A 26,621-nucleotide genomic window follows, 5' to 3' on the forward strand; every position below is an offset into this window, starting at 1 on the left:
TTGTGTTTGAAGACGAAAAAAAGGCGCCCCGAAGGACGCCAAAAAATTCACCTCTGACCAAAGGAGCAAGGAGCTTCTAAAGGTGAATGGTATTGCTCGGGAAACTCAGAGAATCGCCAGCGGGTATTCGACGATCATCCGCACTTCATCCAGATCGGACTCAAAAGCCGTGGCGCGGGTGGTGGCCTGGCGCAAGCGCAGCGACAGGTCTTTCATCGAACCGCTTTGCACCACGTACTTGACTTCGATATCCCGCTCCCAGCGCTTTTGGTCGGTCAGCGGATTGCCCTCGGCATCGCGGCGCATGTACACGGCGTTGGCGTTGGAGTAATCGGCGTCGGTGCCGCGTGCGTAACGGGTCATGAATGACAGACCGGGCACGCCGTAAGTGCTCATGTCGAGGTCGTAGCGCACCATCCACGAACGTTCTTTCGGCGAGTTGAAGTCGCTGTACTGGATCGAGTTGTCGAGGAAGATCGAGTCGGACTGGCGCAGGTAGTCGAAGTCGTCGTTACCGTTGTTGCGCTGGTGGGAGAGGGCGACGGAGTGCGCGCCGAGTTTCACTCCGACGCGGCCGCTCCAGATGTTGTTGTCGAACTGGCCGAGCAGTTGTTTGCCTTCGTCGACCGCCTTGTAATAGTTCAGGCCGCCGAACAGCGACAGGTCGTCGGAGACGGGATAAGTCCACGCGGTACCGGCGTAATACTGATTCCACGCATCCTTGAGGCGACTGGAGTACAGGCTGAAACTGAGATTTTTGTTAAGCGCATAATCGCCGCCGCCGTAAGCGATCCATGGCGAATTGACTGGACCTGCATAAAAGGTCGCGAAGTTCTCGCGCATGTCGCTGGACACCGGCTGGCTCATCGCATGCAGACGCCCGCCCTGCACCGACAGACCCTCGATGCTGGTGTTGGTCGCCGTCACCCCGCGAAAGCTTTCCGGCAGCAGGCGCGAGTCACCGGCCGCCACCACCGGGTTGGCCGGGAACACATCCCCGACCCTGACCACGGTATCGAACGCCCGCACTTTGGCGGCGCCGCCAAACTTGGTGTATTCGTCCCGCGCCTGGCCGTCACTGTTGACCGGCAACACATCGAACGAACTGCGCCCGCCATTGCGCCCGTCACCGGTGTCGAGTTTCAAACCGATCATGGCAAACGCATCGACCCCGAACCCGACGGTGCCTTGGGTGAAACCGGATTCGAACTTGCTGATGACCGCATGCGCCCAGGCTTCGGAATAGCCGTTGCCGGTGGGGCTGGACTGGCCGTTGCGGTGATCACGATTGAAGTAGAAGTTACGGTTGAGCACCGTCAGGCTGCTGCCTTCGACAAAACCCTCGGGCTTGTCTTCTGCAAACACCATGGACGGCCCTGAGCCGACCACCACCGCAAAAGCGGCCATCGATATTTTTGTAGGGTTAACCATCAAACACTCCTTGGGTTCGGCAGAACGGGAACGTGCGTCGGCGTAAGTTTTATTGTTCGACGGGCAAAGGCCCGCCGGCATTGGTCGCCGGGTGACATCGTTGCAAGCTGCGGATAACGCCAAGGTGATGGGGGAATTACAATTTCGTCATGTGGATGGAGCGAAGGCCTTGAATATCAGGTCAGGGCTGCGAGTTGTTCGATAGTCTGCGGAAAACGCTCGACCAGACGGATCAGGGTCGTGGCCTGAGCATTGGGCGTTGCTCGTCCTTGCTCCCAGTTTTCCAGAGTTCGAGTGTTGGTGCGCAGGTACATGGCGAACACAGACCGCGATAGGTTGAGCTGTTGGCGGATGGCTACCACTTCCTCGGCAGTGATGGGTACCAGTTTCGGTAACTGAACCCTGTGTGTGCGCAACGTAATTTTGCCCTCGCGCTCTTCTGCCAGAGCTTCGAGGCCATCCATCAATTCGGAAAAAATGTCACGTTTCATAGTGGGATCTCGTGTTGATTTCTATATCCAGAGTTTGTTTGAAAAGTTTTCTCTGAGCAGGCGAGAGGTCGGTTTGCTCGTCTTTGCTATACACAGTGAACAGCCAGAATTGGTTGAAACCGGACCACCAGTAGTAAATCACCCGTAATCCGCTGCGCTTGCCCTTGCCTCGTCGTTGATCGCAGAAGCGAATCTTGCGCAGCCCACCTGTACCCTCGATCAGATCGCCCGCTTCGGGGTTTTTAAGCAACTCCAGTTGAAAGCTCCGAAATAGATCGTCGTCCAGATAATCGTTTCGGTATTTCTGAAACATACGTAACTCTACAAAAAGAGCATCCATGTTCTGTACGCTACCTACGTATAGTGTTGTCTCGATAATCGAATCGGTCAAGGCCTCTAGGCCGTCCTTTTCGTCCCTTTTTTAACGGTAGACAACGGTCGTAAAAAGACCTGTAGGACGAATCGACCAGCGTGGTAAGAACGTTCAATTGAGTAGCGAAGAAACTTCGCAATTGACGTGCCGGAACAATCCACAGCACTATCCGATCATGACTGCCCACCACCGAATGAACATGATGTGCTCCTCTATGACCGCTTCAGGCGGGCCATAAGGTCATACGTGTTTGTCATTTGCCGTGTACCCAAAGCCCCGCCAGAAATGGACGGGGCTTTTTCATTGCCCGTCCGTACATGGCTCATGGAGAGAGAAATGTTCGACATCAGAAGAGCCACCGCGAATGACGCCCAAACCGCATTCGACATACGACGCTTGGCGATCAGGCATCAATGCATCGGTGCTTACACCGAGCAGCAAATGCACGACTGGACCAAGGGCTCGGCTGAGGACGGTTACGACACGCTCATGGCAAAGCACTTCTATCTGGTCTGCACTGAGGGTGAACCTGTGGCAACTGGAATGCTTGATCTGGAGCAGCGTGAAATCGGCGCAATCTTCATCCGCCCGGATTTCATGCAGCGTGGGCTGGGCAAGCGTGTTCTGTTCTTTCTCGAAGATCTGGCGCGGGAGCTGGGGCTGGCAGAGGTGTGTCTGGACGCGACATTGAACGCTGTCGATTTTTACCGGCGCTGCGGTTACATCGGGGAGGGGAGTGCGGTTTATCTGTCGCCTTCAGGTTTGCAACTGGCCTGCGTGCCAATGGTGAAGAAACTGTGATGCCATTGTGGCGAGGGAGCTTGCTCCCGCTGGACTGCGTAGCAGTCCCCGCTTCTCAGCTGAACAGCGGGGCCGCTTCGCGTCCCAGCGGGAGCAAGCTCCCTCGCCACAGGTTATTTGTTGCTGCATAGAATCCGTAAAACAAAAACGGCACCCGAAGGTGCCGTTTCCGTTTCCAGCCAGTCGAGCAATCAGCCCGCCAGACCCGCCTGCTGAACCAGGGTCAGCAATGGCTGCGGGTACACACCCAGGAAGAACGCGACCAGAGCGATGGCCAGCAGCATCACGCCGCCTGCCTTCTGTTCCCAGTGCAGCTGGGCGTCGTGGCGACGCAGGTTTGGCTCGATCAGGTACAGGGTGACCATCACGCGCAGGTAGTAGAACACGCCGATGGCGCTGCCCAGTACCAGGGAGCCGACTAGCCACCATTGGTGCGACTCGACACCGGTAGCGATGATGTAGAACTTGCCGATGAAGCCCGCGGTCAGCGGGATACCGGCCAGGGACAGCATCATCACGGTGAGTACGGCGGTCAGGTACGGACGGCGCCAGAACAGGCCGCGGTACTCGTACAGGGCGTCGGCGTCGCGGCCGTTGTACGGCGAGGACATCAGGGTGATCACGCCGAACGCGCCGAGGCTGGTGATCACGTAGGTGACCAGGTAGACGCCGATGGCTTCCACCGCCAGACCCTTGCTCGCCACCAGGGCGATCAGCAGGTAGCCGAAGTGCGCGATGGACGAGTAACCGAGCAGACGCTTGAGGTTGCTCTGGGTCAGGGCCAGCAGGTTACCGAACAGGATCGAGGCGACGGCGATCACGCTCAGCACGTCGCTCAGTACGCCGCTGCTGGCAGCAGGGGAGATCTGGAACAGACGCACCATCACCGCAAACACCGCCACCTTCGAAGCCGTGGCGAGGAACGCGGCCACCGGTGCCGGAGCACCTTCGTATACGTCCGGCGTCCACAGGTGGAACGGTACCAGCGACAGCTTGAACGCCAGACCGATCAGCATCATGCCCAAGCCCAACTGCGCCAGCGAGCTAGGCAGGCCAGTCGCAGCCAGGGCCTGACCGATACCGACGAAACTCAGCGAACCCGAGTCGGCGTACAGCAGCGCCATACCGAACAGCAGGAACGCGGAACCGGCGGCCGACAGCACCATGTACTTGATGCCGGCTTCCAGCGAACGCTTGTTGAAGAAGGCGTAAGCCACCAGACCGTAGACCGGCACCGACAGCAGTTCCAGACCGATGAACAAACCGGCCAGGTGCTGCGCGCTGACCAGAACCAGGCCACCGGCGGCGGCCATCAGGATCAGCAGGTACAGTTCTTCACGGTTGCCCGGGTAACCCGAACCGCCATCGCCGAGGTAGGCGTGGGCGAGGGTGACACAGGCGAGGGTGGCGACCAGGATCAGCGCCATGTACAGGCAGGCGAAGGTGTCGATCTGCAGCAATGGGGTCACGGCCAGAGGCGCGACTTTCAGGGCTGGCAGGATCGACAGCAAGGCCAGGTTCAGACCGGCGACCGAGATCAGGAAGGTCTGCGAGTGGTTGCGGCGCCAGGCGATTGCCAGCATCACCACGATAATGGTGAGGCTGGTGATCAACAGTGGCGCAAGCGCAATAAAGTGTTGAATCGTGAATTCCATAGCGCTCTTACCGGGCCGAAGCGAGTTGAGTGAAGGCGGTGCCGAGCCACTGCTGCACGCCATGCATCGTGGCGGCGGAAGTGTCGAGGAACGGTTGCGGGTAGACGCCGAGGTAAATCAGCAGCACCGCAAGGCCCAGCACCATGATCAGTTCGCGACCGTCCATGCCGTGCAGGATCGAATCCGATTTGGACGGACCGAAGTAAGCACGGTGGATCATGATCAGCGAGTAGACCGAACCGAACACCAGACCGGAGGTGGCAATCGCGGTGATCCATGGCGCACTGGCGAAGGTGCCGATCAGGATCAGGAACTCGCCGACAAAGTTACCGGTGCCCGGCAGACCCAGAGAGGCGGCTGCGAAGAACAGGCTGATCGCCGGCAGGTAAGCGATACGCGACCACAGACCGCCCATCTCACGCATGTCACGAGTGTGCAGACGCTCGTACAACTGACCGCTGAGGATAAACAGTGCAGCGGCCGACAGACCGTGCGCCAGCATCTGGATCACTGCACCTTGCAGTGCCAGTTGGCTGCCGGAGTAGATACCGATCAGTACGAAGCCCATGTGGGAAACGGACGAGAAGGCGATCAGACGCTTGATGTCGGTTTGCGCGAAAGCGAGGAACGCACCGTAGAAGATCCCGATCAGACCGAGGGTCATGGCGATCGGCGCGAACTCGGCCGACGCATTCGGGAACAGCGGCAGGGCGAAACGCAGCAGGCCGTAGGCAGCGGTTTTCAGCAGGATACCGGCGAGGTCGACGGAACCGGCAGTCGGTGCCTGGGCGTGAGCGTCAGGCAACCAGGAGTGGAACGGTACGACGGGCAGCTTGACCGCGAAGGCGATGAAGAAGCCGAGCATCAGAATGTACTCGGTGGTCATCGACATCTTGGTTTTCAACAGGTCGGCGTAGTTGAAGGTAATCACGCCGGTGTTGTTGAAGTTGACCAGTACCAGACCGAGGATCGCCACCAGCATGATCAGGCCGGAAGCCTGAGTGAAGATGAAGAACTTGGTCGCGGCGTAGATCCGGGTTTTCTTGCCGTCCGAAGAACTGTGACCCCAGAGCGCGATGAGGAAGTACATCGGCACCAGCATCATTTCCCAGAAGAAGAAGAACATGAACAGGTCGAGGGCGAGGAACACGCCGACGACGCCGCCCAGGATCCACATCAGGTTCAGGTGGAAGAAGCCAACGTGACGTTGAATCTCTTTCCACGAGCACAGTACCGAGAGGATACCCAGCAGGCCGGTCAGCAGGATCATCAACAGCGACAGGCCGTCGAGGGCCAGGTGCACGTTGATGCCGAAGCGCTGGATCCAGACGTGCTTGAACTCAAGCGCCCAGGTCGGATCGGCGCCAGGCGCCGGAGCAAATGAATAGTCACCGTGGGCCCACAGCCAGAGGCCGAGGGCGAGTTCCAGGGTCATGGTCAACAGCGCAATCCAGCGGGGGAGGGTAGCGCCGAAGCGCTCACCCATCCAGCACAGCAGGCCGCCGATGAAGGGGATCAGGATTAGCCAAGGCAGAATCATGACGGGCTCGTTTCCTTTCGCAAATTCGCAAGGTTCATATCAGACCGCTACCAGCACGATGGCGCCGATTACCAGCACGGCACCAGCAGCCATCGAGGCGGCATACCAACGCAGTTGACCGGTCTCGGTACGGCTCAGGGCGGTGTGACCCCCCTTGGCCATACGCGGGATCAGACCGATGGTCTGGTCGAGCGGGTCTCTGCGCAGTACATGGCTGATCGCAAGGTACGGCTTGACGAACAGTTTGTCGTAGATCCAGTCGAAGCCCCAGGCAGCGAACCACCAGGCCGAAAGGAAACGGCCGATGCCGCTGTTGGCGATTGCCGTCACGAAGCGACGCTTGCCAAGGAACAGCAGGGCCGCCAGCAGGATACCGGCCAGGGCGATGGCGCCCGAAGCGATTTCCAGACTGTGCTTGGCTTCGCCACCGGCATGCCCGACGCTTTCCGGCAGGACGCCGTGCAGCGGTGGAACGATCATCGCGCCGATGAAGGTCGACAGCACGATCAGCACCGACAGTGGCAGCCAGTGAGCGATGCCGTGACCGGCGTGGGCTTCGGTCTTGGCTTCACCGTGGAACGTGATGAAGATCAGGCGGAAGGTGTACAGCGAAGTCATGAACGCGCCGACCAGACCTGCGTAGAGCAGACCATGGTTGCCGCTGGCGAACGCTTCCCAAAGGATTTCGTCCTTGGAGTAGAAGCCTGCGGTCACCAGTGGCAGAGCGGCCAGGGCGGCACCACCGACGATGAAGCTGGCGTAGGCCAGTGGCAGTTTTTTCCACAGACCGCCCATCTTGAAGATGTTCTGCTCGTGGTGGCAGGCAACGATCACCGCACCGGAAGCAAGGAACAGCAGAGCCTTGAAGAAGGCGTGGGTCATCAGGTGGAAAATCGCGCCATCCCAGGCACCAACGCCCAGCGCCAGGAACATGTAGCCGATCTGGCTCATGGTCGAGTAGGCGAGGATACGTTTGATGTCGGTTTGTACCAGCGCGGCGAAACCGGCCAGTACCAGAGTCACACCACCGACGATGCCGACCAGGTGCAGGATTTCCGGCGCCAGGGTGAACAGACCGTGGGTACGGGCGATCAGGTAGACGCCAGCGGTCACCATGGTTGCAGCGTGGATCAGTGCCGACACCGGGGTCGGACCGGCCATCGCGTCCGCGAGCCAGGTTTGCAGTGGCAGTTGCGCCGATTTACCGACCGCACCACCCAGCAGCATCAGGGTCGCCAGGGTGATCCAGAAGTCGCCGACCTGGAATTTCTGCGGTGCCAGCACCAGCAGTTCCTGGATGTTCAACGTGCCCACTTGCTGGAACAGGATGAACAGGCCGATGGCCATGAACACGTCGCCGATCCGGGTCACGATGAAGGCCTTGAGTGCGGCGTTACCGTTGTTGCGGTTGCTGTAGTAGAAACCGATCAACAGGTACGAGCACAGGCCTACACCTTCCCAGCCGAAGTACAGGAACAACAGGTTATCGCCCAGGACCAGGAACAGCATGCTGGCGATAAACAGGTTGGTGTACGAGAAGAAGCGCGAGTAGCCCGCTTCACCGCGCATGTACCAGGAGGCGAACAGGTGGATCAGGAAACCCACACCCACCACCACGCCAAGCATGGTGATCGACAGGCCGTCGACGTAGAGGGCGAAGTCAGGCTTGAAGCCTTCGACCGCCATCCACTTCCACAGCACCAGGGTGTAGTGACCGCCTTCGGGAGGTGCGACGTTGAATTGCCAGATGACGTAGGCGGCGACAATCGCCGACAAGCCAATGGAGCCCACGCCGATCAGCGCCGAGAGGTTTTCCGACCAGCGTCCACGGGAGAACGACAGCAGCAGGAAACCGATCAGAGGGAATACAAAAGTCAGAAAGATTAGGTTCATCCGCGCATCTCACTGGCAGCGTCGATATCGAGCGTGTGGAAGCGGCGATACAGTTGCAGCAGGATCGCCAGGCCAATACTGGCCTCGGCGGCTGCCAGGCTGATCACCAGGATGAACATGATCTGTCCATCCGGTTGCGCCCAGCGGGCGCCCGCAACGATGAAGGCCAGTGCAGAGGCGTTCATCATCACTTCCAGACTCATCAACACGAACAAAATGTTGCGGCGGACCATCAGGCCGACCAGACCAAGGCAGAACAGGATGCCGGCAACGGCCAATCCATGTTCGAGAGGGATAGCAGGCATGTCTTACTCCTTCGCCTCGTTACGGCCCAAATGGAACGCCGTGACGGCTGCGGCGAGCAGCAGCATCGAGGCGAGTTCGACCACCAGCAGATACGGGCCGAACAGGCTGACGCCTACGGCTTTTGCATCGACGGTGGTGTGGCCGATGGCCTGACCGCTCTGGTGAGCGAACAGCACATACAGCAGTTCGGCCAGCAGCAGGGCGGCGAGAATCACCGGCCCCGCCCAGATACCGGGCTTGAGCCAGGTGCGTTCTTGCTGAACCGAGGCGGGACCCAGGTTCAGCATCATCACCACGAACACGAACAGCACCATGATGGCGCCGGCGTAGGCGATCACTTCCAGCACGCCGGCGAACGGCGCGCCGAGTGCGAAGAAGGTCATGGCCACGGCGATCAACGAGATGATCAGGTAGAGCAGGGCATGCACAGGGTTGGTGTTGGTGACCACACGTAGCGTGGACACAACCGCGATACCCGATGCGAAATAGAAAGCGAATTCCATCGTTCTTCCTTAAGGCAGCAAGCTCTTCACGTTGATCGGTTCGGCTTCGTTCTGCGCAGCGCCTTTCGGCTTGCCAGCGATTGCCATACCTGCAACACGATAGAAGTTGTAATCAGGGTTTTTGCCGGGGCCGGAGATCAGCAGATCTTCTTTCTCGTACACCAGGTCCTGACGTTTGAACTCGGCCATCTCGAAATCCGGAGTCAGCTGGATTGCGGTGGTCGGACAGGCTTCCTCGCAGAGACCGCAGAAAATGCAGCGCGAGAAGTTGATACGGAAGAAGTCCGGGTACCAGCGACCGTCTTCGGTTTCAGCTTTCTGCAGCGAGATGCAACCCACCGGGCAAGCCACGGCGCACAGGTTGCAGGCTACGCAACGCTCTTCGCCATCGGGGTCACGGGTGAGGACGATGCGGCCACGGTAGCGTGGTGGCAGGTAGACCGCTTCTTCCGGGTATTGCAGGGTGTCGCGCTTGCGAAAGCCATGACCGAAAATCATGACCAGGCTGCGCAACTGGGTACCGGTACCCTTAACGATGTCGCCAATATATTTGAACATGGGTCAAATCCTCACTGAACCGCAACCGCAGGTGTGTTCCACAACACAACCGCAGCGGTTATCAGCAAATTGATCAGGGTCAGTGGCAGGCAGAATTTCCAGCTGAAATCCATCACCTGGTCATAACGCGGACGCGGAATGGAAGCGCGCAGCAGGATGAACAGCATGATGAAGAACGCGGTCTTCAGTGCGAACCAGACGAAGGACAGTTGCGGCAGGATGCCGAACGGACCATGCCAGCCACCGAAGAACAGGGTGACCAGCAGCGCCGAGATCAGGATGATGCCGATGTATTCACCGACGAAGAACATGCCCCATTTCATACCGGCGTATTCAATGTGGTAACCGTCTGCCAGTTCCTGTTCCGCTTCCGGCTGGTCGAACGGGTGACGGTGAGTCACGGCGACGCCAGCGATGAAGAAGGTACAGAAGCCGAAGAACTGCGGAATGATGAACCACAGGTTCTGCGCCTGGTACTCGACGATGTCGCGCATGTTGAACGAGCCGACCTGCACCACGATGCCCATCAGGGACAGGCCCATGAACACTTCGTAGGACACGGTCTGCGCCGAGGCACGCAAGCTGCCGAGCAGGGCGAACTTGTTGTTACTCGACCAGCCGGCGAACAGTACCGCGTAGACCGACAGACCGGCCATGGCGAAGAAGAACAGCAGGCCGATGTTCAGATCCGCCACACCCCAGGTCGGAGTGATCGGGATAATCGCAAACGCGATCAGCAGGGCGGACATGGCGACCACCGGTGCCAGGGTGAAGATCACCTTGTCGGCAAACGGCGGGGTCCAGTCTTCCTTGAAGAACATCTTCAGCATGTCGGCGGCGATCTGGAACATGCCGAACGGGCCAACGCGGTTCGGACCGTAACGGTCTTGCCACCAGCCCAGCAGGCGACGTTCGACAAAGCTGAGCAACGCGCCTGCGACCACAACGGCCAGCAGAATCACGATGGCTTTGATGACCGTCAGGATCACATCGATCACTTCAGGGGTGAACCAGGTCATTGCGCTGCCTCCTGCAGACCGTCGACGGACAGGCCGGCGAATGCCGGTGGAATGCCGGCGATGCCCGCAGGCAAGGCCACCAGACCAGCGCCCAGTTCTTCATTGATGCGCAGCGGCAGACGCAGGGTCTGACCGGCCACGTTCAGGCTCAGCAGGGCACCGTCGTTGACGCCCAGACGATCCGCTTCGGATTTGGCCAGGGCAACGTACGGAGCCGGGATGCGTTCTTGTACCGGCGCGGCTTTCGACGAGTTCTCGTCGCTGCCGAACAGGTGGTAGAACGGCACGGCCTGCCAGGTGCCCGGCGCCGGGTTGAAGGCGCGCGGTGCGGCAGCGAACCAGTTCAACGAATCACCGGTGCTTTCGATCAGGCGAGTGCCCGGGTCGCCAGCGCGCAGGTGACCACCGACTTCATCCTGGAACTTGTTCCACGCTTGCGGCGAGTTCCAGCCCGGCGACCAGGCGAATGGCACCTGCTGACGCGGTTCGGCCGAGCCCGAGTAACCTTCCATGGAGAAGGCGAACGCGGTGTCTTTGTCTTGCGGGGTGCGCGGTTCGTGAACGCTGATGTCGGCGCGCATCGCGGTGCGACCGGAATAACGCAGCGGCTCACGCGCCAGTTTCAGACCCTTGATACGGAACGCGGCAGACGGAGCGGCATCAACGATGCGCGCCAGTTGCTCGGTGCTCGAAGCCACGGCAGCGGTGACGTGGTCGAGTTGCGTCCAGTCGATCGGCTGGTTCAGCAGGGTCGAGCGCAGGGCGTGCAGCCAGCGCCAGCCTTCGTGAACCAGGATGCTTGCATCCATGTATTGCGGATCGAAAACCTGGAAGAAGCGCTGGGCGCGACCCTCCTGGCTGACCAGCGTACCGTCGCCTTCAGCGAAGCTCGCCGCTGGCAGAACCAGGTGCGCGCGGTCGGTGGTGGCGGTCTTCTGGTGGTCGGCAACGATCACCACTTTCGCAGCGTTCAGGGCCGCATCGACCTTGGCTTTCGAGGTGCGGGTGTACAGATCGTTTTCCAGCACGACGATGGCGTCGGCCTTGCCTTCGATCACGGCTTGCAGCGCCGCGTCGACCGATTCGCCACCGAGCATGGCCAGACCGAGGCTGTTGGCTTCCGGCACGATCAGGCTGATCGAACCGTTCTTCTCGCGCAGCTTCAGGGCCTTGGCGATGTTTGCCGCCGCCTCGATCAGCGCTTTGGAGCCCAGCGAAGTACCGGCGATGATCAGCGGACGCTTGGCCGCGAGCAGGGCGTCGGCGATGCGCTTGGCCAGTTCCAGTGCTTCAGCATCCAGGCCTTCAACGGCCGGTGCGCTGGCATCCAGTGCGTGGGCCACGGCGAAGCCGATGCGCGCCAGATCGTCCGGAGCGGCGTGAACGCACTCTTCGGCGATGTCGTCGAGCTTGGTTTCCGCCAGGCTGGCGATGAACAGCGGGTTCAGTTCGTGCTGACCGATGTTCTTCACGGCGGCGTCGAGCCAAGGCTGAACGCGCATGGCTTCGGCCATGTCTTCAGCTTTGCCCTTGACCGACTGACGCAGGGACAGCGCCATACGCGCGGCAGTCTGGGTCAGGTCTTCACCGAGGACGAAGATGGCGTCGTGGTCTTCGATGTCGCGCATGTTCGGCACGGGCAGCGGGCTGTCTTTCAGCACTTGCAGGACCAGACGGATGCGCTCCAGCTCGGAGGCTTCGATACCGGAGTAGAAGTGCTCGGCGCCGACCAGTTCGCGCAACGCGTAGTTGCTTTCGAGGCTGGCACGCGGCGAACCGATACCGACGATGTTGCGACCGCGCAGCAGATCGGCCGCCTTGTCCAGTGCCTGATCCAGGCCCAGCTTGGTGCCGTCGGCCAGCATCGGCTGACGTGGACGGTCGGTGCGGTTGACGTAGCCATAACCGAAACGGCCACGGTCGCACAGGAAGTACTGGTTCACCGAACCGTTGAAACGGTTTTCGATGCGACGCAGTTCGCCGTAACGCTCGCCCGGGGAGATGTTGCAACCGCTGGAGCAGCCATGGCAGATGCTCGGCGAGAACTGCATGTCCCACTTGCGGTTGTAGCGCTCGGAGTGAGTCTTGTCGGTGAACACACCGGTCGGGCAGACCTCGGTGAGGTTGCCGGAGAACTCGCTTTCGAGGGTGCCGTCTTCAACGCGACCGAAGTACACGTTGTCGTGGGCGCCGAATACACCGAGGTCGGTGCCGCCGGCGTAGTCCTTGTAGAAACGCACGCAGCGGTAGCAGGCGATGCAGCGGTTCATTTCGTGGGAAATGAACGGGCCCAGTTGCTGGTTCTGGTGGGTGCGTTTGGTGAAGCGATAACGGCGCTCGTTGTGGCCGGTCATCACGGTCATGTCTTGCAGGTGGCAGTGACCGCCTTCTTCGCACACAGGGCAGTCGTGCGGGTGGTTGGTCATCAGCCATTCGACAACACTGGCGCGGAATGCCTTGGATTCTTCATCGTCGATGGAGATCCAGGTGTTGTCGGTAGCAGGGGTCATGCAGGACATGACGATGCGACCACGGGTGTCGTTCTCGTCGGTGTACTGCTTGACCGCGCACTGGCGGCAGGCCCCGACGCTACCAAGCGCGGGGTGCCAGCAGAAATAAGGGATGTCGAGGCCCAGCGACAGACATGCCTGTAACAGGTTGTCTGCCCCGTCGACTTCGAGCGCTTTGCCGTCTACGTGGATAGTGGCCATGGTTCAAAGGTCTTCGTTGGCCCGGTGTCAGCGGGCGTGGCTAATGGAATCTTGTTATCCGTCCGAATCCAGTCAGCCCCGAAAGGCGTCATCGGACGAAAGGCGAAGGGCACGGACCCTTCGCCTTTTTAAGCGTTTACGCGCCGACTACGATCGGCCTTGCCAGAGGCGGGACGGCGGCGCTTGCGGGCGCGATACCGGCTTCGAACTCTGGACGGAAGTATTTGATGGCACTGCCCAACGGCTCCACGGCACCCGGTGCGTGAGCACAGAAGGTCTTGCCTGGGCCGAGGAAGCCGACCAGACCCAGCAGGGTCTCGATGTCGCCTGGCTGACCGCGGCCTTCTTCGATGGCCATCAAGAGCTTGACGCTCCATGGCAGGCCATCCCGGCACGGGGTGCAGAAGCCGCAGGATTCGCGGGCGAAGAACTGCTCCATGTTGCGCAGCAGCGACACCATGTTGACGCTGTCGTCCACCGCCATGGCCAGGCCGGTACCCATCCGGGTGCCCACTTTGGCGATGCCGCCGGCGTACATTTGGGCGTCGAGGTGTTCTGGCAAGAGGAAACCGGTACCGGCACCGCCTGGCTGCCAGGCCTTGAGCTTGTAACCGTCGCGCATGCCGCCGGCGTAGTCTTCGAACAGCTCGCGAGCGGTGACGCCGAATGGCAGTTCCCACAGGCCCGGGTTCTTGACCTTGCCGGAGAAGCCCATGAGCTTGGTGCCCATGTCTTCGCTGCCTTCGCGGGCCAACGATTTGTACCAGTCAACGCCGTCGGCAATGATCGCCGGCACGTTGCACAGGGTTTCAACGTTGTTCACGCAAGTCGGCTTGCCCCACACGCCCACGGCGGCAGGGAAGGGTGGCTTGGAGCGCGGGTTGGCGCGGCGGCCTTCGAGGGAGTTGATCAGTGCGGTTTCTTCACCGCAGATGTAACGCCCGGCGCCGGTGTGGACGAACAGCTCGAAATCGAAGCCGCTGCCCAGAATGTTTTTACCCAAAAGGCCTGCTGCCTTGGCTTCTTCCACGGCACGGTTGAGGTGCTTGGCGGCGGTGGTGTACTCGCCACGCAGGAAGATGTAGCCACGGTAGGTTTTCAGTGCGCGGGCACTGATCAGCATGCCTTCGATCAGCAGATGGGGCAGTTGCTCCATCAGCATGCGGTCTTTCCAGGTGTTCGGCTCCATCTCGTCCGCGTTGCACAGCAGGTAGCGGATGTTGATGGATTCGTCTTTGGGCATCAGGCCCCACTTCACGCCAGTGGGGAAGCCGGCACCGCCGCGACCTTTCAGGCCGGCGTCCTTCACGGTCTGGACGATGTCGTCCTGAGCCATGTCGGCGAAGGCTTTGCGTGCAGCAGCGTAACCGTTCTTGGCCTGGTATTCGTCGAGCCACACGGCTTCGCCGTCGTCACGCAGACGCCAGGTCAGCGGGTGAGTCTCGGCCGAACGCTTGATGCGGTTGGCCGGGCCGAAAGATGTCAGGGTCATACGTAGCCCTCGAGCAGTTTGGCTACGCCAGCAGGCTGCACGTCGCCAAAGGTGTCGTCGTCGATCATCAGCGCCGGTGCCTTGTCGCAGTTGCCGAGGCAGCAGACAGGCAGCAGGGTGAAACGACCGTCGGCGGTGGTCTGACCCAGGCCGATGCCCAGATTGTTCTGGATTTCGCTGACCACCGACTCGTGGCCGCCGATGTAGCAGACCATGCTGTCGCAGACGCGAATGATGTGGCGGCCTACCGGCTGACGGAAGATCTGGCTGTAGAACGTCGCCACGCCTTCAACGTCGCTGGCCGGGATGCCGAGGATCTCGCCGATCGCGTACAAGGCGCCATCCGGCACCCAGCCGCGTTCTTTCTGAACGATCTTCAGGGCTTCGATCGACGCCGCGCGCGGGTCTTCGTAGTGATGCAGCTCGTGCTCGATGGCCGAGCGCTCGGTTTCACTCAAGGTGAAACGGTCTGTCTGGATAAGCGTGCTGTTCATGCTTAGCGGTCCACGTCGGCCATAACGAAGTCGATACTACCCAGGTACGCAATCAAGTCCGCGACCATGCTGCCTTTGATCACCGAAGGGATCTGCTGCAGGTGCGGGAAGCTCGGAGTACGGATCCGGGTACGGTAGCTCATGGTGCCGCCGTCGCTCGTCAGGTAATAACTGTTGATGCCCTTGGTCGCTTCGATCATCTGGAAGGATTCGTTGGCCGGCATGACCGGGCCCCACGAAACTTGCAGGAAGTGCGTGATCAGGGTTTCGATGTGCTGCAGCGTGCGCTCTTTCGGCGGCGGCGTGGTCAGCGGGTGATCCGCCTTGTACGGGCCTTCCGGCATGTTGCGCAGGCACTGGTCGATGATCTTGATGCTCTGGCGCATCTCTTCGACGCGAACCATGCAGCGGTCGTAGGCATCACCGTTGGCGGCCAGTGGCACTTCGAACTCGAAGTTCTCGTAGCCGGAGTAGGGGCGCGCTTTACGCAGGTCGAAGTCGCAACCGGTCGAACGCAGGCCTGCACCGGTGACGCCCCATTCCAGGGCCTCTTTGGTGTTGTACTGGGCAACGCCGATGGTACGACCCTTGAGGATGCTGTTTTGCAGGGCCGCCTTGGTGTATTCGTCGAGGCGTTTTGGCAGCCATTCGACGAAGTCTTTCACCAGTTTGTCCCAGCCGCGCGGCAGGTCGTGGGCGACGCCACCGATGCGGTACCAGGCCGGGTGCAGACGGAAACCGGTAATGGCTTCGATCACCGTGTACGCCTTCTGGCGGTCGGTGAAGGTGAAGAACACCGGGGTCATGGCGCCGACGTCCTGGATGTAGGTCCCGAGGAACAGCAGGTGGCTGGTGATCCGGAAGAACTCGGCCATCATGATACGGATGACGTCGACCTTCTCGGGCACCTTGATGCCGGCCAGCTTCTCGACCGAGAGCACGTACGGCAGGTTGTTCATCACGCCGCCGAGGTAATCGATACGGTCGGTGTACGGAATGAAGCTGTGCCAGGACTGACGCTCGGCCATCTTCTCGGCACCACGGTGGTGGTAACCGATGTCCGGCACGCAGTCGACGATCTCTTCACCGTCCAGTTGCAGAATGATGCGGAACGCACCGTGAGCCGAAGGGTGGTTCGGGCCCAGGTTGAGGAACATGTAGTCCTCGTTGGCCCCGGAACGCTTCATGCCCCAGTCTTCAGGACGGAAGCGCGCGGCTTCTTCCTCAAGCTGCTGCTTGGCGAGGTTGAGGCTGAACGGGTCGAATTCGGTGGCGCGCGCCGGGAAGTCCTTGCGCAGCGGGTGACCTTCCCAGGTCGGCGGCATCATGATGCGCGACAGGTGCGGGTGGCCTTTGAAGTCGATGCCGTACATGTCCCAGACTTCGCGCTCGTACCAGTTGGCGTTCGGCCAGATGCTGGTGACGGTCGGCAAGCTCAGGTCGCTTTCGGACAAGGCGACTTTGATCATCACGTCACTATTACGCTCAAGCGACATGAGGTGATAGAACACGGTGAAGTCGGCGCCCGATGGCAGCCCTTGACGCTTGGTGCGCAGACGCTCGTCCACGCCGTGCAGGTCATAGAGCATGACGTATGGCTTGGGCAGGTTGCGCAGGAAGGTCAGGACTTCGACGAGTCTGGCGCGCGCCACCCACAGCACCGGCATGCCGGTGCGGGTCGACTGAGCGGTGAACGCTTCGGCGCCAAAACGGTTGTTCAATTCGACGACCACATCTTGGTCGTCTGCCTTATAAGGCGGGATGTACAGAGCGCTGCCTGTAGTCATGGTTATTTTTTCGCTTTCGGTCAACGTAAAGAATGAAGCCAGCTTCTCGTTTCTTTGTAAGAACAGATCTGGATCAGACTTCGTCAGGGCTGCGCAGGTTGGTGACTGCGATTCGCTGTTCGCGGCGCTGTTCCTTTTGCGAAGGCATGTCGGCGCGATAGACGCCTTGATCACCAACGACCCAGGACAGTGGGCGACGCTCCTGGCCAATCGATTCCTGCAACAGCATCAAGCCTTGCAGAAATGCTTCTGGACGGGGCGGGCAGCCAGGTACGTAGACGTCCACCGGCAGGAACTTGTCCACCCCTTGAACCACGGAGTAGATGTCGTACATGCCACCGGAGTTGGCGCACGAACCCATGGAGATAACCCACTTCGGCTCGAGCATCTGCTCGTAGAGACGCTGGATGATCGGCGCCATCTTGATGAAGCAGGTACCGGCGATAACCATGAAGTCGGCCTGACGCGGTGATGCCCGGATAACTTCGGCGCCAAAGCGCGCGATGTCGTGGGGCGCCGTGAAGGCGGTGGTCATTTCCACGTAGCAGCACGAAAGGCCGAAGTTGTACGGCCACAGGGAGTTTTTACGCCCCCAGTTGACCGCGCCACTCAGCACGTCTTCGAGCTTGCCCATGAAAATGTTTTTGTGAACTTGATCTTCTAACGGATCGGAAACGGTTTCCCGTTCGCCAATCGGATACTGCTCGTTAGGAGCATCGGGGTCGATTCTGGTGAGATTGTATTGCATTGCCAAAGCCTCATTGTTTCAGCTTCGCCTGCCGCTTGCGACGAGCTTCCGGAGCCCAGTCAAGGGCGCCCACTCGGAACAGGTAGACAAGACCTGCCAACAGAATTGCTATGAAAACGAGAGCTTCGACGAATCCGGTCCAGCCGCTTTCGCGGACGGACACAGACCATGCAAAGAGAAAGAGGGCTTCGATATCGAAGATCACGAACAGCATCGCGACCAGATAGAATTTGGCTGAGAGCCGCAAGCGGGCGCCACCGGTAGGTAGCATGCCCGACTCGAACGGTTCGTTTTTGCTGCGGCCCCAAGCTTTTGACCCGAGGAGGCTGGAGACGCCGAGCATGAAGGCACACAGGCCGACTACACCCAGAAGGAAAATGGCAAAGCCCCAGTTGTGGGCCATGAGTCCTGTCGCTTCGGGCATGCTGGTAATCCTTAACAGAGAGCAAAGGTCTCTGAGCTTGATAAAGAAATAAGGCAGTGACGATATGTCGCAGCAATCAATCGCGCTGATTTTATGGCTAAACACCCTGCAAGTAAAATTCCTATAGCGAAATTATTTATTGGAATAAGGACATAGCGCGCCTCCAATGCCCTGCAGCCCATGCGTAGCGGGCATTAGCCGGGTTTCTGCGAATTATGTTTTGTAGGAAATGTAACGAACATAGTTGCTGCTAAATGATAATTGATATCGTTTGGAGTGGTTTTGTAACTGTTTAGCGGTGCAGTAATCAGAAAGTTGTCTTATATGCCTGTTACTGCAAGTAGCGGTGGCGCCCGTTTTACCTGATTTTTGTGACGCGGGTACCGCGCTGGATCAATGTTTTGTCCCGTAGCCCCCATCGACCGTGTAGGAGCTGCCGAAGGCTGCGATCTTTTGATCTTCAAACCGAAAATCGAAAGATCGCAGCCTTCGGCAGCTCCTGCAGAGGGAATCTGCAGGCAAAAAAAACGCCCCGAACCAGTCGGGGCGTCAGTCTTGCGGCTTTGCGGTTAGCTTTCTATACGATCCGCAAAGGCCGTTTGCTCAGGCGAAGCAGATCAGTGGAACTGTTCTTCTTCGGTCGAACCGGTCAGCGCGGTCACCGAAGACGAGCCACCCTGAATCACGGTGGTCATGTCGTCGAAGTAGCCGGTGCCCACTTCCTGCTGGTGAGCCACGAAGGTGTAACCCTTGGCGGCGTCAGCGAATTCCTGCTCCTGCAGCTTCACGTAGGCAGTCATGTCGTTGCGGGCGTAGTCGTGCGCCAGGTTGAACATGCTGTGCCACATGTTGTGAATGCCGGCCAGGGTGATGAACTGGTGCTTGTAGCCCATGGCGGACAGTTCGCGCTGGAACTTGGCGATGGTCGCGTCGTCCAGGTTTTTCTTCCAGTTGAAGGAAGGCGAGCAGTTGTAGGACAGCAGTTGGTCCGGGTATTCCTTCTTGATCGCTTCAGCGAAGCGACGGGCTTCTTCCAGATCCGGCTTGGCGGTTTCGCACCAGATCAGGTCGGCGTATGGCGCGTAAGCCAGGCCACGGGCGATCGCTTGATCCAGACCAGCGCGCACCTTGTAGAAACCTTCCTGAGTACGTTCGCCAGTCACGAACGGCTGGTCGTAAGGGTCGCAGTCGGAGGTCAGCAGGTCAGCCGCGTTGGCGTCGGTGCGGGCCAGAATGATGGTCGGCGTGCCGGCAACGTCTGCAGCCAAACGAGCAGCGGTCAGCTTCTGTACGGCTTCCTGAGTAGGAACCAGTACTTTACCGCCCATGTGACCGCACTTCTTCACGGAAGCCAGTTGGTCTTCGAAGTGAACGCCGGCGGCGCCTGCTTCGATCATGCTCTTCATCAGCTCGTAGGCGTTCAGAACGCCGCCGAAACCGGCTTCAGCGTCAGCCACGATTGGCGCGAAGTAGTCGATGTAGCCTTCGTCGCCCGGGTTCTTGCCGGCTTTCCACTGGATCTGATCAGCACGACGGAACGAGTTGTTGATGCGCTTGACCACGGTTGGCACGGAGTCCACCGGGTACAGCGACTGGTCCGGGTACATGGATTCTGCGGAGTTGTTGTCCGCAGCCACTTGCCAGCCCGACAGGTAGATTGCCTGGATACCGGCCTTGACCTGCTGAACAGCCTGGCCGCCAGTCAGGGCGCCCATGCAGTTGACGAAATCTTTCTCTGGGCGGAAGGACGGCTTGGCACCCTGGGTTACCAGGTTCCACAGCTTCTCGGCGCCCATTTTCGCAAAGGTGTGCTCAGGTTGAACCGAGCCACGCAGACGGACGACGTCAGCAGCGGAATAAGTGCGAGTCACGCCTTTCCAGCGCGGGTTTTCAGCCCAGTCTTTTTCAAGGGCTGCAATTTGCTGTTCGCGTGTCAGTGCCATGGAGATAAACCTCGTCGCGTCTTTATGAAAAGTTGTTCTGCGGTGGAAAATTCCTGCGCTCGCTGACCAGAAGCTTAGGTGGTCAAGTCGGATTCGGCGGGGTAGGCGACGGGATGAACGATGGGCTCGAGGGGAAGTGAGCAGGTAGTGGCGTACTGCGGGGCGCATTCGGGCGTCGTGGGCCTTTATACGAACTACAGCGTGAAGCCGGGTTACCTAATTACGCTTCCGTCCCTCGGGACAACTTCGTTCCAGTCGGCAACCTCGTCAAACACACCTTGTGGGCGGTACAGACACGAAGCGGTTCGCGGGGTAGGTGCGAACATCGCTTCGAAGGCCCTTGCCAGGGCCTCTGATTAGCGGGAGCGAGGCCATCATGCCTTCGCTTTTTTAACCCGTCAAACGTTTTGTAGTGCTTTTTTTCAGGCACTACATCTTTCGTCTAATACGACTAATCAGTCAGTTTTCGGTGCTTTAGTCCAAGGCGTCGACTTTCACCCGCAATGTCATGTCATCCCGGCCTTGAGTCGAGTAGCTGCGGCTCTGGCTCTGTTTGTCGGCCTGGGTTTCACGGTTTATGCCGGCGAGGGTGATCCATTCGCCGAGGCGTCCGATGACCGTTGTGTCGGTACTTTGCACGTTCACTACATCGGGACGTTCCTGGCTCATGCGGTCACGGTTGGTACTGATCGCCAGGTGAACGATGTCGCCGGTGACGCTGGCGGTGACATAGAAACCCTGGGTGACGTTGCGGTATTGGGTCTGGCTGCTGTAATCGCCGTAGGAATTGCTCTGGCTGCTGGTAATCGGCACGCTCTGGCCGACCTGAATCAGCGCCGGTGCGCCTTCACTGGCTTGAATCTGCTGAATGCCGCCGTCACGGCTGGCGGTGCTGTAGTTGATGATTCGGGTCTGTTGGTCGCCGGTGTTCTGCTGGTTGTTTTCGTTGGTGTCGACGGTAATCAGCAGGCGCTTGGGGGCGGTGTCGAGCTGGGTCACCAGTGCCTTGAGTTCCTGGATCTTGTCCGGCTCGGCCTTGATGATCAGTTGGTTGCCATAGGCGCTGACCTGACCGTCCTTGCCGAGAAAGTCTTGCGCCATGGGCAGCATGTCGGCGCTGGTGCGGTACTTGAGGGGCACGATTTCTGTGGCTGCCATCACCGAGAGGCTGCAACCGAGCAGCAGGGTGGTGAGCAGGGTGCGTAGGGACATGTCCGTTATCTCCGCTTTCGAAAGGCTTGATATTGCCAGTTTGTCGGCCCGGGGTGGTGCAAGTTGAATCGTAGACAGCAAAACGCCCCGGCATCCGAAAATGGCAGGGCGTTTTGAGGGGGGGGGCACATACCGCTTTTTGTGGCGAGGGAGCTTGCTCCCGCTGGGCTGCGTAGCAGACCCCAGATTTTCAGGGCCGCTTCGCGCCCCAGCGGGAGCAAGCTCCCTCGCCACAGAGTTTCGCAGGGACGGAATCTCTGCCGGTCAGGCCGAATGCCGAACCATATCGACATGCGGAATCCCGGCTTCGAGGAATTCCTCGCTGACCAGGCTGAAGCCCAAGCGCTCATAGAACGCCGTGGCCTGCACCTGCGCGCTGAGCATCTGCTGCTTCAGGCCGCGGGCTTCGGCTTCGGCGATGACTGCTTGCATCAGCGCATCGCCAACCTTCATCCCGCGCCAGTCCTTCAGCACCGAAACCCGGCCAATGTGCCCGTCGGGCAAGAGGCGGGCGGTGCCGATCGGAAAGTCGCCTTCGAACGCCAGAAAATGCACGGCGGTCGCGTCGTCGGCGTCCCATTCAAGCTCGGGTGGCACCGATTGTTCGGCGATGAACACCGTTTCACGAATGCGCCGGATCTCGGCGATGTCCTTTTGCCAGTCTGCGACACGTACGCGAATCTTATTCATCGGCGAATCCCAGGCTGCCCTGTTTGACCAGCTCGCACAGCAGGCTGCGACCGTCTTCGTCGTTCAGCCACTCGCCGAGGTTGTCGACGTGCAGCGCATCGGCGGCGCAGATCAGCTTCAGCAGCTCGCGCAGTTTGCCCGGCAAGTAACGGCTATGGCCGCTGGCGAACAGCAGCAGGTCGTCATCGACTTCCGACCACGCCAGGCGGGCGCTCGGGTTGCGGATCAGTACGGCACCATCCTGCAGGGCCACGAGGAAGTCGTCTTCTTCAACGTCTTCCGGGCCGACCACCAGTTCCGGGTAGCGCGGCTCGGTCATGTACTGGCCGAACCAGGTCAGCAGCAGGCGCTCGTCGCTCATGTGTTCGGCGAGCAGGCTTTTCAGGCGGCCGAGTGCGTCGTGCTGGATCTGATGTGGATCATCGCTGACCGGCTTCGCATCGGCGTCGGTGTAGCGTTCTTCGTCAGTCAGGAACTGGCTGAGGAAGTCGGTGAAGTGGGTCAGCACTTCCGAGGCGCTTGGCGCACGGAAACCAACCGAGTAGGTCATGCAGTTGTCCACGGCGACACCGCAGTGAGCCAGGCGCGGCGGCAGGTAGAGCATGTCGCCCGGTTCCAGCACCCACTCTTCGGTCTCGTGGAATTCGGCGAGGATGCGCAGATCCGCGTGTTGCAGCAGCGGGCTCTCGGAGTCGCACATCTGGCCGATTTTCCAGTTGCGCTTGCCATGACCTTGCAGCAGGAACACGTCGTAGTTGTCGAAGTGCGGGCCGACGCTGCCACCCGGGGCGGCGAAGCTGATCATCACGTCATCGACGCGCCAGCTCGGCAGGAAGCGGAAGTTTTCCAGCAGCTCGCTGACTTCCGGTACGAATTGATCGACGGCCTGAACGAGCAAGGTCCACTCTTTTTCCGGCAGCTTGCTGAATTCGTCTTCGGCGAACGGGCCGCGACGCAGTTCCCACGGACGTTCGCCGTGCTCGATCACCAGGCGCGACTCGACCTCTTCTTCCAGAGCCAGGCCCGCCAGTTCGTCGGCGTCGATCGGGCTTTCGAAGTCAGGAATGGCCTGACGGATCAGCAGCGGTTTTTTCTGCCAGTAATCGCGCATGAATTCGCGCGCCGTGAGACCGCCCAGAAGTTGAAGAGGAGTATCAGGATTCATGTGTAACCTATTGAAAAAAAGCATTTTTCAGACGGGAATAAAAACGCCCGGCGCGGCCGGGCGTCTCAAACGGGTCAAGCGGTGAATCAGATGCGTTTGGCTTGCGCTACAGCGTTACCGATGTAGTTGGCTGGGGTCAGCTGTTTCAACTCGGCTTTCGCTTCGGCTGGCATGTCCAGGCCGTCGATGAAAGTCTGCAGCGCTTCCGGGCTGATGCCCTTGCCACGGGTCAGTTCTTTGAGTTTTTCGTACGGGTTTTCGATGTTGTAGCGGCGCATCACGGTCTGGATCGGCTCGGCCAATACTTCCCAGCATGCGTCCAGGTCAGCGGCAATCTTCTGCTCGTTGAGCTCCAGCTTGCTGATGCCTTTGAGGCTGGCTTCGTAGGCGATCACGCTGTGCGCGAAGCCGACGCCGAGGTTACGCAGTACGGTGGAGTCGGTCAGGTCGCGCTGCCAGCGGGAGATCGGCAGTTTGCTCGCCAAGTGCTGGAACAGTGCGTTGGCGATGCCCAGGTTGCCTTCGGAGTTTTCGAAGTCGATCGGGTTGACCTTGTGCGGCATGGTCGACGAACCGATTTCGCCGGCGATGGTGCGCTGCTTGAAGTAACCCAGGGAAATGTAGCCCCAGATGTCACGGTCGAAGTCGATCAGGATGGTGTTGAAGCGTGCGATCGCGTCGAACAGCTCGGCAATGTAGTCGTGCGGCTCGATCTGCGTGGTGTACGGGTTGAAGCCCAGGCCCAGCTCGTCTTCGATGAAGGCGCGGGCGTTGGCTTCCCAGTCGATCTGCGGGTAGGCCGACAGGTGTGCGTTGTAGTTGCCCACGGCGCCGTTGATCTTGCCCAGCAATGGCACGGCAGCGACCTGAGCGATCTGGCGCTCGAGACGGTAAACCACGTTCGCCAGTTCTTTGCCCAGGGTGGTCGGCGAGGCCGGCTGACCGTGGGTACGCGACAGCATCGGCACGTCGGCGAAACGGATTGCCAGTTCGCGGATGGCGTTGGCGGTCTGACGCATCAGCGGCAGCATCACGTCGTCACGGCCTTCGCGCAGCATCAGGGCGTGGGACAGGTTGTTGATGTCTTCGCTGGTGCAGGCAAAGTGGATGAATTCGCTGACCTTGGCCAGCTCCGGCAGCTTGGCCGCCTGCTCCTTGAGCAGGTATTCGATCGCCTTGACGTCGTGGTTGGTGGTGCGCTCGATCTCTTTGACGCGCTCGGCGTGCTCCAGCGAGAAGTTTTCAGCCAGTTCATTGAGAACGGCGTTGGCCTCGGCGGAGAAGGCTGGCACTTCCGGGATACCGGCGTGGGCGGCCAGGCGCTGGAGCCAGCGCACTTCAACCAGGACGCGGGCACGGATCAGGCCGTACTCGCTGAAAATCGGGCGCAGGGCCTGGGTTTTGCCGGCGTAGCGGCCGTCAACAGGGGAAACCGCAGTGAGCGAAGAGAGCTGCATGGGGTGTTCTCGGACAGTCGGGCAACGAAATGGGGCGCGTATCATACATGAAAAAATCCGCCGGTCCGTTGCCAACTGACCGGCGTATTACGCGCTACAGACTACAAAACTTTTATTGCGCGACGATTTACTCGCTGCGCATCAACGGATACAGCTCTTTGAGCAGCTTGCGCCGGCTGATCACCAACTGCCAGCGGTGGCCGCCGAGCTGTCGCCACAGACGGGCCGAGCGGATGCCGGCCAGCAGCAGGGCGCGGATCTTCGAGGCGTTGCTCGGTTGCTGCAGGTTGCGCATGTCGCCATGCACCTGAATGCGTTGGCGCAGGGTGCTCAGGGTGTCCTGATACAGCGCGCCGCACGCGGCGATCACATTCTCGTGGGCCGGGCCGAAGTGTTCGACCTGCGACTGGATCTGCGGCAGGCGCTTGCCAATGGTGTCGAGCATGTCGTCACGCTTGGCCAGTTGGCGTTCAAGGCCGAGCATCGACAGCGCATAACGCAATGGCTCGCGCTGCAAGGTGCTCGGGTCGCGCTCCAGCGCGCCGATCAATGCGCGATAGCCTTCGCGCAGGTTGATGTCGTCGCCGCCATATACGTCCAGTGTGTCCTTCGGGTCGCGTACCAGCAGGCTGCCGAGCATGCAGCTCAGGCCGGCTTCGTGGGTCTGGCCGGTCTTGGCGATCCGGTCGACCAGCACGGCAGCGAGAAACACGCCGCCCAGCGCCGTCAGTTGCTCCTGAGTCGGGCTCATGCCTGGCCGCTCCACGGCTCGGCGACTTCGATCACGCCGCCGCCGAGGCAGATTTCACCGTCGTAGAACACCACGGACTGGCCCGGCGTGACTGCGCGTTGCGGTTCATCGAACACCGCGCGGTAGCCGCTGGCGGTTTTTTCCAGGGTGCAGGCCTGGTCGCTCTGGCGATAACGCACTTTGGCGGTCAGGCGCAGCGGCTGGCTCAGGTCGATCGGGTTGACCCAGTAGATTTCCGAAGCGAGCAGGGCGCCGGAGAACAGCCATGGATGGTTGTTGCCCTGGCCGACGATCAGTTCGTTGGTGTCCAGATCCTTGCGCAGCACGTACCACGGCTCGTCGCTGGCATCTTTCAGACCGCCGATGCCCAGGCCCTGACGCTGACCGATGGTGTGGTACATCAAACCGTGGTGACGGCCGATGACTTCGCCTTCGGTGGTCTTGATCTCGCCCGGTTGCGCTGGCAGGTATTGCTTGAGGAAATCACTGAAGCGGCGCTCGCCGATGAAGCAGATCCCGGTGGAATCCTTCTTCTTGGCGGTCGCCAGCTCGTATTTCTCGGCAATCGCGCGCACTTCCGGCTTTTCCAGTTCGCCGACCGGGAACAGGGTCTTGGCGATCTGTTCGCCGCCAACGGCGTGCAGGAAGTAGCTCTGGTCCTTGTTCGGATCGAGGCCCTTGAGCAGTTCGGTGCGGCCGTCGATGTCGCGGCGGCGCACGTAGTGGCCGGTGGCGATCAGGTCGGCACCAAGCGTCATGGCGTAGTCGAGGAACGCCTTGAACTTGATCTCGCGGTTACACAGGATGTCCGGGTTCGGCGTGCGACCGGCCTTGTATTCGGCGAGGAAGTGCTCGAACACGTTGTCCCAGTACTCGGCGGCGAAGTTGGCGGTGTGCAGCTTGATGCCAATCTTGTCGCACACGGCCTGGGCGTCCGCCAGGTCGTCCATGGCGGTGCAGTATTCCGTTCCGTCGTCTTCTTCCCAGTTCTTCATGAACAGGCCTTCCACTTCAAAGCCCTGCTCGATCAGCAGGAGAGCGGAAACGGAAGAGTCCACGCCGCCGGACATGCCGACAATGACGCGCTTCTTGGATGTGTCAGAAGGGGCTGGATCACGCATAGGGATTCAATGAGTGTCTTGAAAAAGGACGCGATTCTATCAGGCTCACGGCCTCA

At 60.0% G+C, this 26,621-nt stretch carries 24 protein-coding genes; 1 reads left to right on the forward strand and 23 read right to left on the reverse strand.

Translation table 11 applies throughout. The features are described 5' to 3' along the window. Positions 1-105: 105 nt before the first annotated feature. The 3 genes from HBN98_RS14685 to HBN98_RS14695 form a co-directional block, all read right to left on the reverse strand. On the reverse strand, positions 106-1,431 hold the full coding sequence (locus HBN98_RS14685) for an OprD family porin (protein ID WP_083366310.1): 1,326 nt from the start codon (positions 1,429-1,431) through the stop codon (positions 106-108). A 176-nt stretch (positions 1,432-1,607) separates the two neighbouring features. Continuing rightward, positions 1,608-1,922 (reverse strand): helix-turn-helix domain-containing protein, encoded by a 315-nt coding sequence (locus tag HBN98_RS14690; RefSeq protein WP_083366309.1) that lies wholly within the window; start codon positions 1,920-1,922, stop codon positions 1,608-1,610. Next, positions 1,912-2,262: a toxin gene (locus tag HBN98_RS14695; protein WP_083369352.1), complete on the reverse strand. Its 351-nt coding sequence runs from the start codon at positions 2,260-2,262 to the stop codon at positions 1,912-1,914. Before HBN98_RS14695 ends, HBN98_RS14690 begins: the two co-directional genes overlap by 11 nt. Positions 2,263-2,631: 369 nt before the next feature. Here HBN98_RS14695 and HBN98_RS14700 point away from each other — a divergent pair, with 369 nt between their 5' ends. Next, positions 2,632-3,096: a GNAT family N-acetyltransferase gene (locus HBN98_RS14700; protein WP_083366308.1), complete on the forward strand. Its 465-nt coding sequence runs from the start codon at positions 2,632-2,634 to the stop codon at positions 3,094-3,096. 191 nt (positions 3,097-3,287) lie between these two features. On the opposite strand, the gene nuoN is transcribed toward HBN98_RS14700, so the two are convergent. The 20 genes from nuoN to mnmA form a co-directional block, all read right to left on the reverse strand. Continuing rightward, positions 3,288-4,751: an NADH-quinone oxidoreductase subunit NuoN gene (nuoN, locus tag HBN98_RS14705; RefSeq protein WP_064586996.1), complete on the reverse strand. Its 1,464-nt coding sequence runs from the start codon at positions 4,749-4,751 to the stop codon at positions 3,288-3,290. A gap of 7 nt (positions 4,752-4,758) precedes the next feature. After that, a complete protein-coding gene (gene nuoM / locus HBN98_RS14710; RefSeq protein WP_003223785.1) occupies positions 4,759-6,291 on the reverse strand; it encodes an NADH-quinone oxidoreductase subunit M in 1,533 nt (510 codons plus the stop codon). A 39-nt stretch (positions 6,292-6,330) separates the two neighbouring features. Beyond that, a complete protein-coding gene (nuoL, locus tag HBN98_RS14715; RefSeq protein WP_083366307.1) occupies positions 6,331-8,184 on the reverse strand; it encodes an NADH-quinone oxidoreductase subunit L in 1,854 nt (617 codons plus the stop codon). Further along, positions 8,181-8,489 carry an NADH-quinone oxidoreductase subunit NuoK gene (gene nuoK / locus HBN98_RS14720; protein ID WP_003180046.1) on the reverse strand — a complete coding sequence of 103 codons (309 nt, stop codon included), beginning with the start codon at positions 8,487-8,489 and terminating at the stop codon, positions 8,181-8,183. Before nuoK ends, nuoL begins: the two co-directional genes overlap by 4 nt. A 3-nt stretch (positions 8,490-8,492) precedes the next feature. Further along, a complete protein-coding gene (gene nuoJ, locus HBN98_RS14725; RefSeq protein ID WP_003223793.1) occupies positions 8,493-8,993 on the reverse strand; it encodes an NADH-quinone oxidoreductase subunit J in 501 nt (166 codons plus the stop codon). 9 nt (positions 8,994-9,002) lie between these two features. After that, the gene (nuoI, locus tag HBN98_RS14730) at positions 9,003-9,551 is read right to left on the reverse strand and encodes an NADH-quinone oxidoreductase subunit NuoI (RefSeq protein WP_047227738.1); all 549 of its coding nucleotides are present in this window, start codon (positions 9,549-9,551) and stop codon (positions 9,003-9,005) included. 11 nt (positions 9,552-9,562) lie between these two features. Continuing rightward, a complete protein-coding gene (gene nuoH / locus HBN98_RS14735; RefSeq protein ID WP_003223797.1) occupies positions 9,563-10,570 on the reverse strand; it encodes an NADH-quinone oxidoreductase subunit NuoH in 1,008 nt (335 codons plus the stop codon). Beyond that, on the reverse strand, positions 10,567-13,281 hold the full coding sequence (gene nuoG, locus HBN98_RS14740) for an NADH-quinone oxidoreductase subunit NuoG (RefSeq protein WP_083366306.1): 2,715 nt from the start codon (positions 13,279-13,281) through the stop codon (positions 10,567-10,569). Before nuoG ends, nuoH begins: the two co-directional genes overlap by 4 nt. Positions 13,282-13,417: 136 nt before the next feature. After that, positions 13,418-14,773: an NADH-quinone oxidoreductase subunit NuoF gene (gene nuoF, locus HBN98_RS14745; RefSeq protein WP_064586999.1), complete on the reverse strand. Its 1,356-nt coding sequence runs from the start codon at positions 14,771-14,773 to the stop codon at positions 13,418-13,420. After that, the gene (nuoE, locus tag HBN98_RS14750; protein WP_003223804.1) at positions 14,770-15,267 is read right to left on the reverse strand and encodes an NADH-quinone oxidoreductase subunit NuoE; all 498 of its coding nucleotides are present in this window, start codon (positions 15,265-15,267) and stop codon (positions 14,770-14,772) included. Before nuoE ends, nuoF begins: the two co-directional genes overlap by 4 nt. Before the next feature lie 2 nt (positions 15,268-15,269). Next, positions 15,270-17,054 carry an NADH-quinone oxidoreductase subunit C/D gene (gene nuoC, locus HBN98_RS14755; RefSeq protein ID WP_007964852.1) on the reverse strand — a complete coding sequence of 595 codons (1,785 nt, stop codon included), beginning with the start codon at positions 17,052-17,054 and terminating at the stop codon, positions 15,270-15,272. 73 nt (positions 17,055-17,127) lie between these two features. Further along, positions 17,128-17,802, reverse strand: coding sequence for a NuoB/complex I 20 kDa subunit family protein (locus tag HBN98_RS14760; RefSeq protein WP_003223809.1), 675 nt, complete (start codon positions 17,800-17,802; stop codon positions 17,128-17,130). Between the two features lie 10 nt (positions 17,803-17,812). Next, positions 17,813-18,226 carry an NADH-quinone oxidoreductase subunit A gene (locus HBN98_RS14765; protein ID WP_003223812.1) on the reverse strand — a complete coding sequence of 138 codons (414 nt, stop codon included), beginning with the start codon at positions 18,224-18,226 and terminating at the stop codon, positions 17,813-17,815. Between the two features lie 617 nt (positions 18,227-18,843). Next, positions 18,844-20,169 carry an isocitrate lyase gene (gene aceA, locus HBN98_RS14770; protein ID WP_003223815.1) on the reverse strand — a complete coding sequence of 442 codons (1,326 nt, stop codon included), beginning with the start codon at positions 20,167-20,169 and terminating at the stop codon, positions 18,844-18,846. 474 nt (positions 20,170-20,643) lie between these two features. Next, the gene (locus HBN98_RS14775; protein ID WP_083366305.1) at positions 20,644-21,381 is read right to left on the reverse strand and encodes a secretin N-terminal domain-containing protein; all 738 of its coding nucleotides are present in this window, start codon (positions 21,379-21,381) and stop codon (positions 20,644-20,646) included. A gap of 264 nt (positions 21,382-21,645) precedes the next feature. Further along, positions 21,646-22,071, reverse strand: coding sequence for a GNAT family N-acetyltransferase (locus tag HBN98_RS14780; RefSeq protein ID WP_025108996.1), 426 nt, complete (start codon positions 22,069-22,071; stop codon positions 21,646-21,648). Beyond that, positions 22,064-23,236 (reverse strand): ribosomal protein uL16 3-hydroxylase, encoded by a 1,173-nt coding sequence (locus HBN98_RS14785; RefSeq protein WP_083366304.1) that lies wholly within the window; start codon positions 23,234-23,236, stop codon positions 22,064-22,066. The genes HBN98_RS14780 and HBN98_RS14785 overlap by 8 nt, the downstream gene beginning before the upstream one ends. 86 nt (positions 23,237-23,322) lie before the next feature. Then, positions 23,323-24,693, reverse strand: a complete 1,371-nt coding sequence (purB, locus tag HBN98_RS14790; RefSeq protein WP_003223822.1) for an adenylosuccinate lyase — start codon at positions 24,691-24,693, stop codon at positions 23,323-23,325. 127 nt (positions 24,694-24,820) lie between these two features. Beyond that, positions 24,821-25,444 carry a high frequency lysogenization protein HflD gene (hflD, locus tag HBN98_RS14795; RefSeq protein WP_064587002.1) on the reverse strand — a complete coding sequence of 208 codons (624 nt, stop codon included), beginning with the start codon at positions 25,442-25,444 and terminating at the stop codon, positions 24,821-24,823. Beyond that, on the reverse strand, positions 25,441-26,565 hold the full coding sequence (gene mnmA / locus HBN98_RS14800) for a tRNA 2-thiouridine(34) synthase MnmA (RefSeq protein ID WP_083366303.1): 1,125 nt from the start codon (positions 26,563-26,565) through the stop codon (positions 25,441-25,443). Before mnmA ends, hflD begins: the two co-directional genes overlap by 4 nt. Positions 26,566-26,621: the final 56 nt, after the last annotated feature.

This window comes from Pseudomonas koreensis (assembly GCF_012986595.1).
Taxonomy (GTDB): Bacteria; Pseudomonadota; Gammaproteobacteria; order Pseudomonadales; family Pseudomonadaceae; genus Aquipseudomonas; species Aquipseudomonas koreensis.

Excerpts from the sequence above, each read along its gene's own strand:
- mnmA (WP_083366303.1), bottom strand. The coding sequence starts at position 26,565 with ATGCGTGATCCAGCCCCTTCTGACACATCCAAGAAGCGCGTCATTGTC.
- nuoC (WP_007964852.1), bottom strand. The coding sequence starts at position 17,054 with ATGACTACAGGCAGCGCTCTGTACATCCCGCCTTATAAGGCAGACGAC.
- nuoE (WP_003223804.1), bottom strand. The coding sequence starts at position 15,267 with ATGAACAGCACGCTTATCCAGACAGACCGTTTCACCTTGAGTGAAACC.
- HBN98_RS14780 (WP_025108996.1), bottom strand. The coding sequence starts at position 22,071 with ATGAATAAGATTCGCGTACGTGTCGCAGACTGGCAAAAGGACATCGCC.
- nuoF (WP_064586999.1), bottom strand. The coding sequence starts at position 14,773 with ATGACCCTGACATCTTTCGGCCCGGCCAACCGCATCAAGCGTTCGGCC.
- hflD (WP_064587002.1), bottom strand. The coding sequence starts at position 25,444 with ATGAGCCCGACTCAGGAGCAACTGACGGCGCTGGGCGGCGTGTTTCTC.
- nuoI (WP_047227738.1), bottom strand. The coding sequence starts at position 9,551 with ATGTTCAAATATATTGGCGACATCGTTAAGGGTACCGGTACCCAGTTG.
- HBN98_RS14690 (WP_083366309.1), bottom strand. The coding sequence starts at position 1,922 with ATGAAACGTGACATTTTTTCCGAATTGATGGATGGCCTCGAAGCTCTG.
- aceA (WP_003223815.1), bottom strand. The coding sequence starts at position 20,169 with ATGGCACTGACACGCGAACAGCAAATTGCAGCCCTTGAAAAAGACTGG.
- nuoH (WP_003223797.1), bottom strand. The coding sequence starts at position 10,570 with ATGACCTGGTTCACCCCTGAAGTGATCGATGTGATCCTGACGGTCATC.
- nuoJ (WP_003223793.1), bottom strand. The coding sequence starts at position 8,993 with ATGGAATTCGCTTTCTATTTCGCATCGGGTATCGCGGTTGTGTCCACG.
- HBN98_RS14700 (WP_083366308.1), top strand. The coding sequence starts at position 2,632 with ATGTTCGACATCAGAAGAGCCACCGCGAATGACGCCCAAACCGCATTC.
- nuoL (WP_083366307.1), bottom strand. The coding sequence starts at position 8,184 with ATGAACCTAATCTTTCTGACTTTTGTATTCCCTCTGATCGGTTTCCTG.
- nuoG (WP_083366306.1), bottom strand. The coding sequence starts at position 13,281 with ATGGCCACTATCCACGTAGACGGCAAAGCGCTCGAAGTCGACGGGGCA.
- HBN98_RS14785 (WP_083366304.1), bottom strand. The coding sequence starts at position 23,236 with ATGAATCCTGATACTCCTCTTCAACTTCTGGGCGGTCTCACGGCGCGC.
- nuoM (WP_003223785.1), bottom strand. The coding sequence starts at position 6,291 with ATGATTCTGCCTTGGCTAATCCTGATCCCCTTCATCGGCGGCCTGCTG.
- HBN98_RS14775 (WP_083366305.1), bottom strand. The coding sequence starts at position 21,381 with ATGTCCCTACGCACCCTGCTCACCACCCTGCTGCTCGGTTGCAGCCTC.
- nuoN (WP_064586996.1), bottom strand. The coding sequence starts at position 4,751 with ATGGAATTCACGATTCAACACTTTATTGCGCTTGCGCCACTGTTGATC.
- purB (WP_003223822.1), bottom strand. The coding sequence starts at position 24,693 with ATGCAGCTCTCTTCGCTCACTGCGGTTTCCCCTGTTGACGGCCGCTAC.
- HBN98_RS14760 (WP_003223809.1), bottom strand. The coding sequence starts at position 17,802 with ATGCAATACAATCTCACCAGAATCGACCCCGATGCTCCTAACGAGCAG.
- nuoK (WP_003180046.1), bottom strand. The coding sequence starts at position 8,489 with ATGCCTGCTATCCCTCTCGAACATGGATTGGCCGTTGCCGGCATCCTG.
- HBN98_RS14695 (WP_083369352.1), bottom strand. The coding sequence starts at position 2,262 with ATGGATGCTCTTTTTGTAGAGTTACGTATGTTTCAGAAATACCGAAAC.
- HBN98_RS14765 (WP_003223812.1), bottom strand. The coding sequence starts at position 18,226 with ATGCCCGAAGCGACAGGACTCATGGCCCACAACTGGGGCTTTGCCATT.
- HBN98_RS14685 (WP_083366310.1), bottom strand. The coding sequence starts at position 1,431 with ATGGTTAACCCTACAAAAATATCGATGGCCGCTTTTGCGGTGGTGGTC.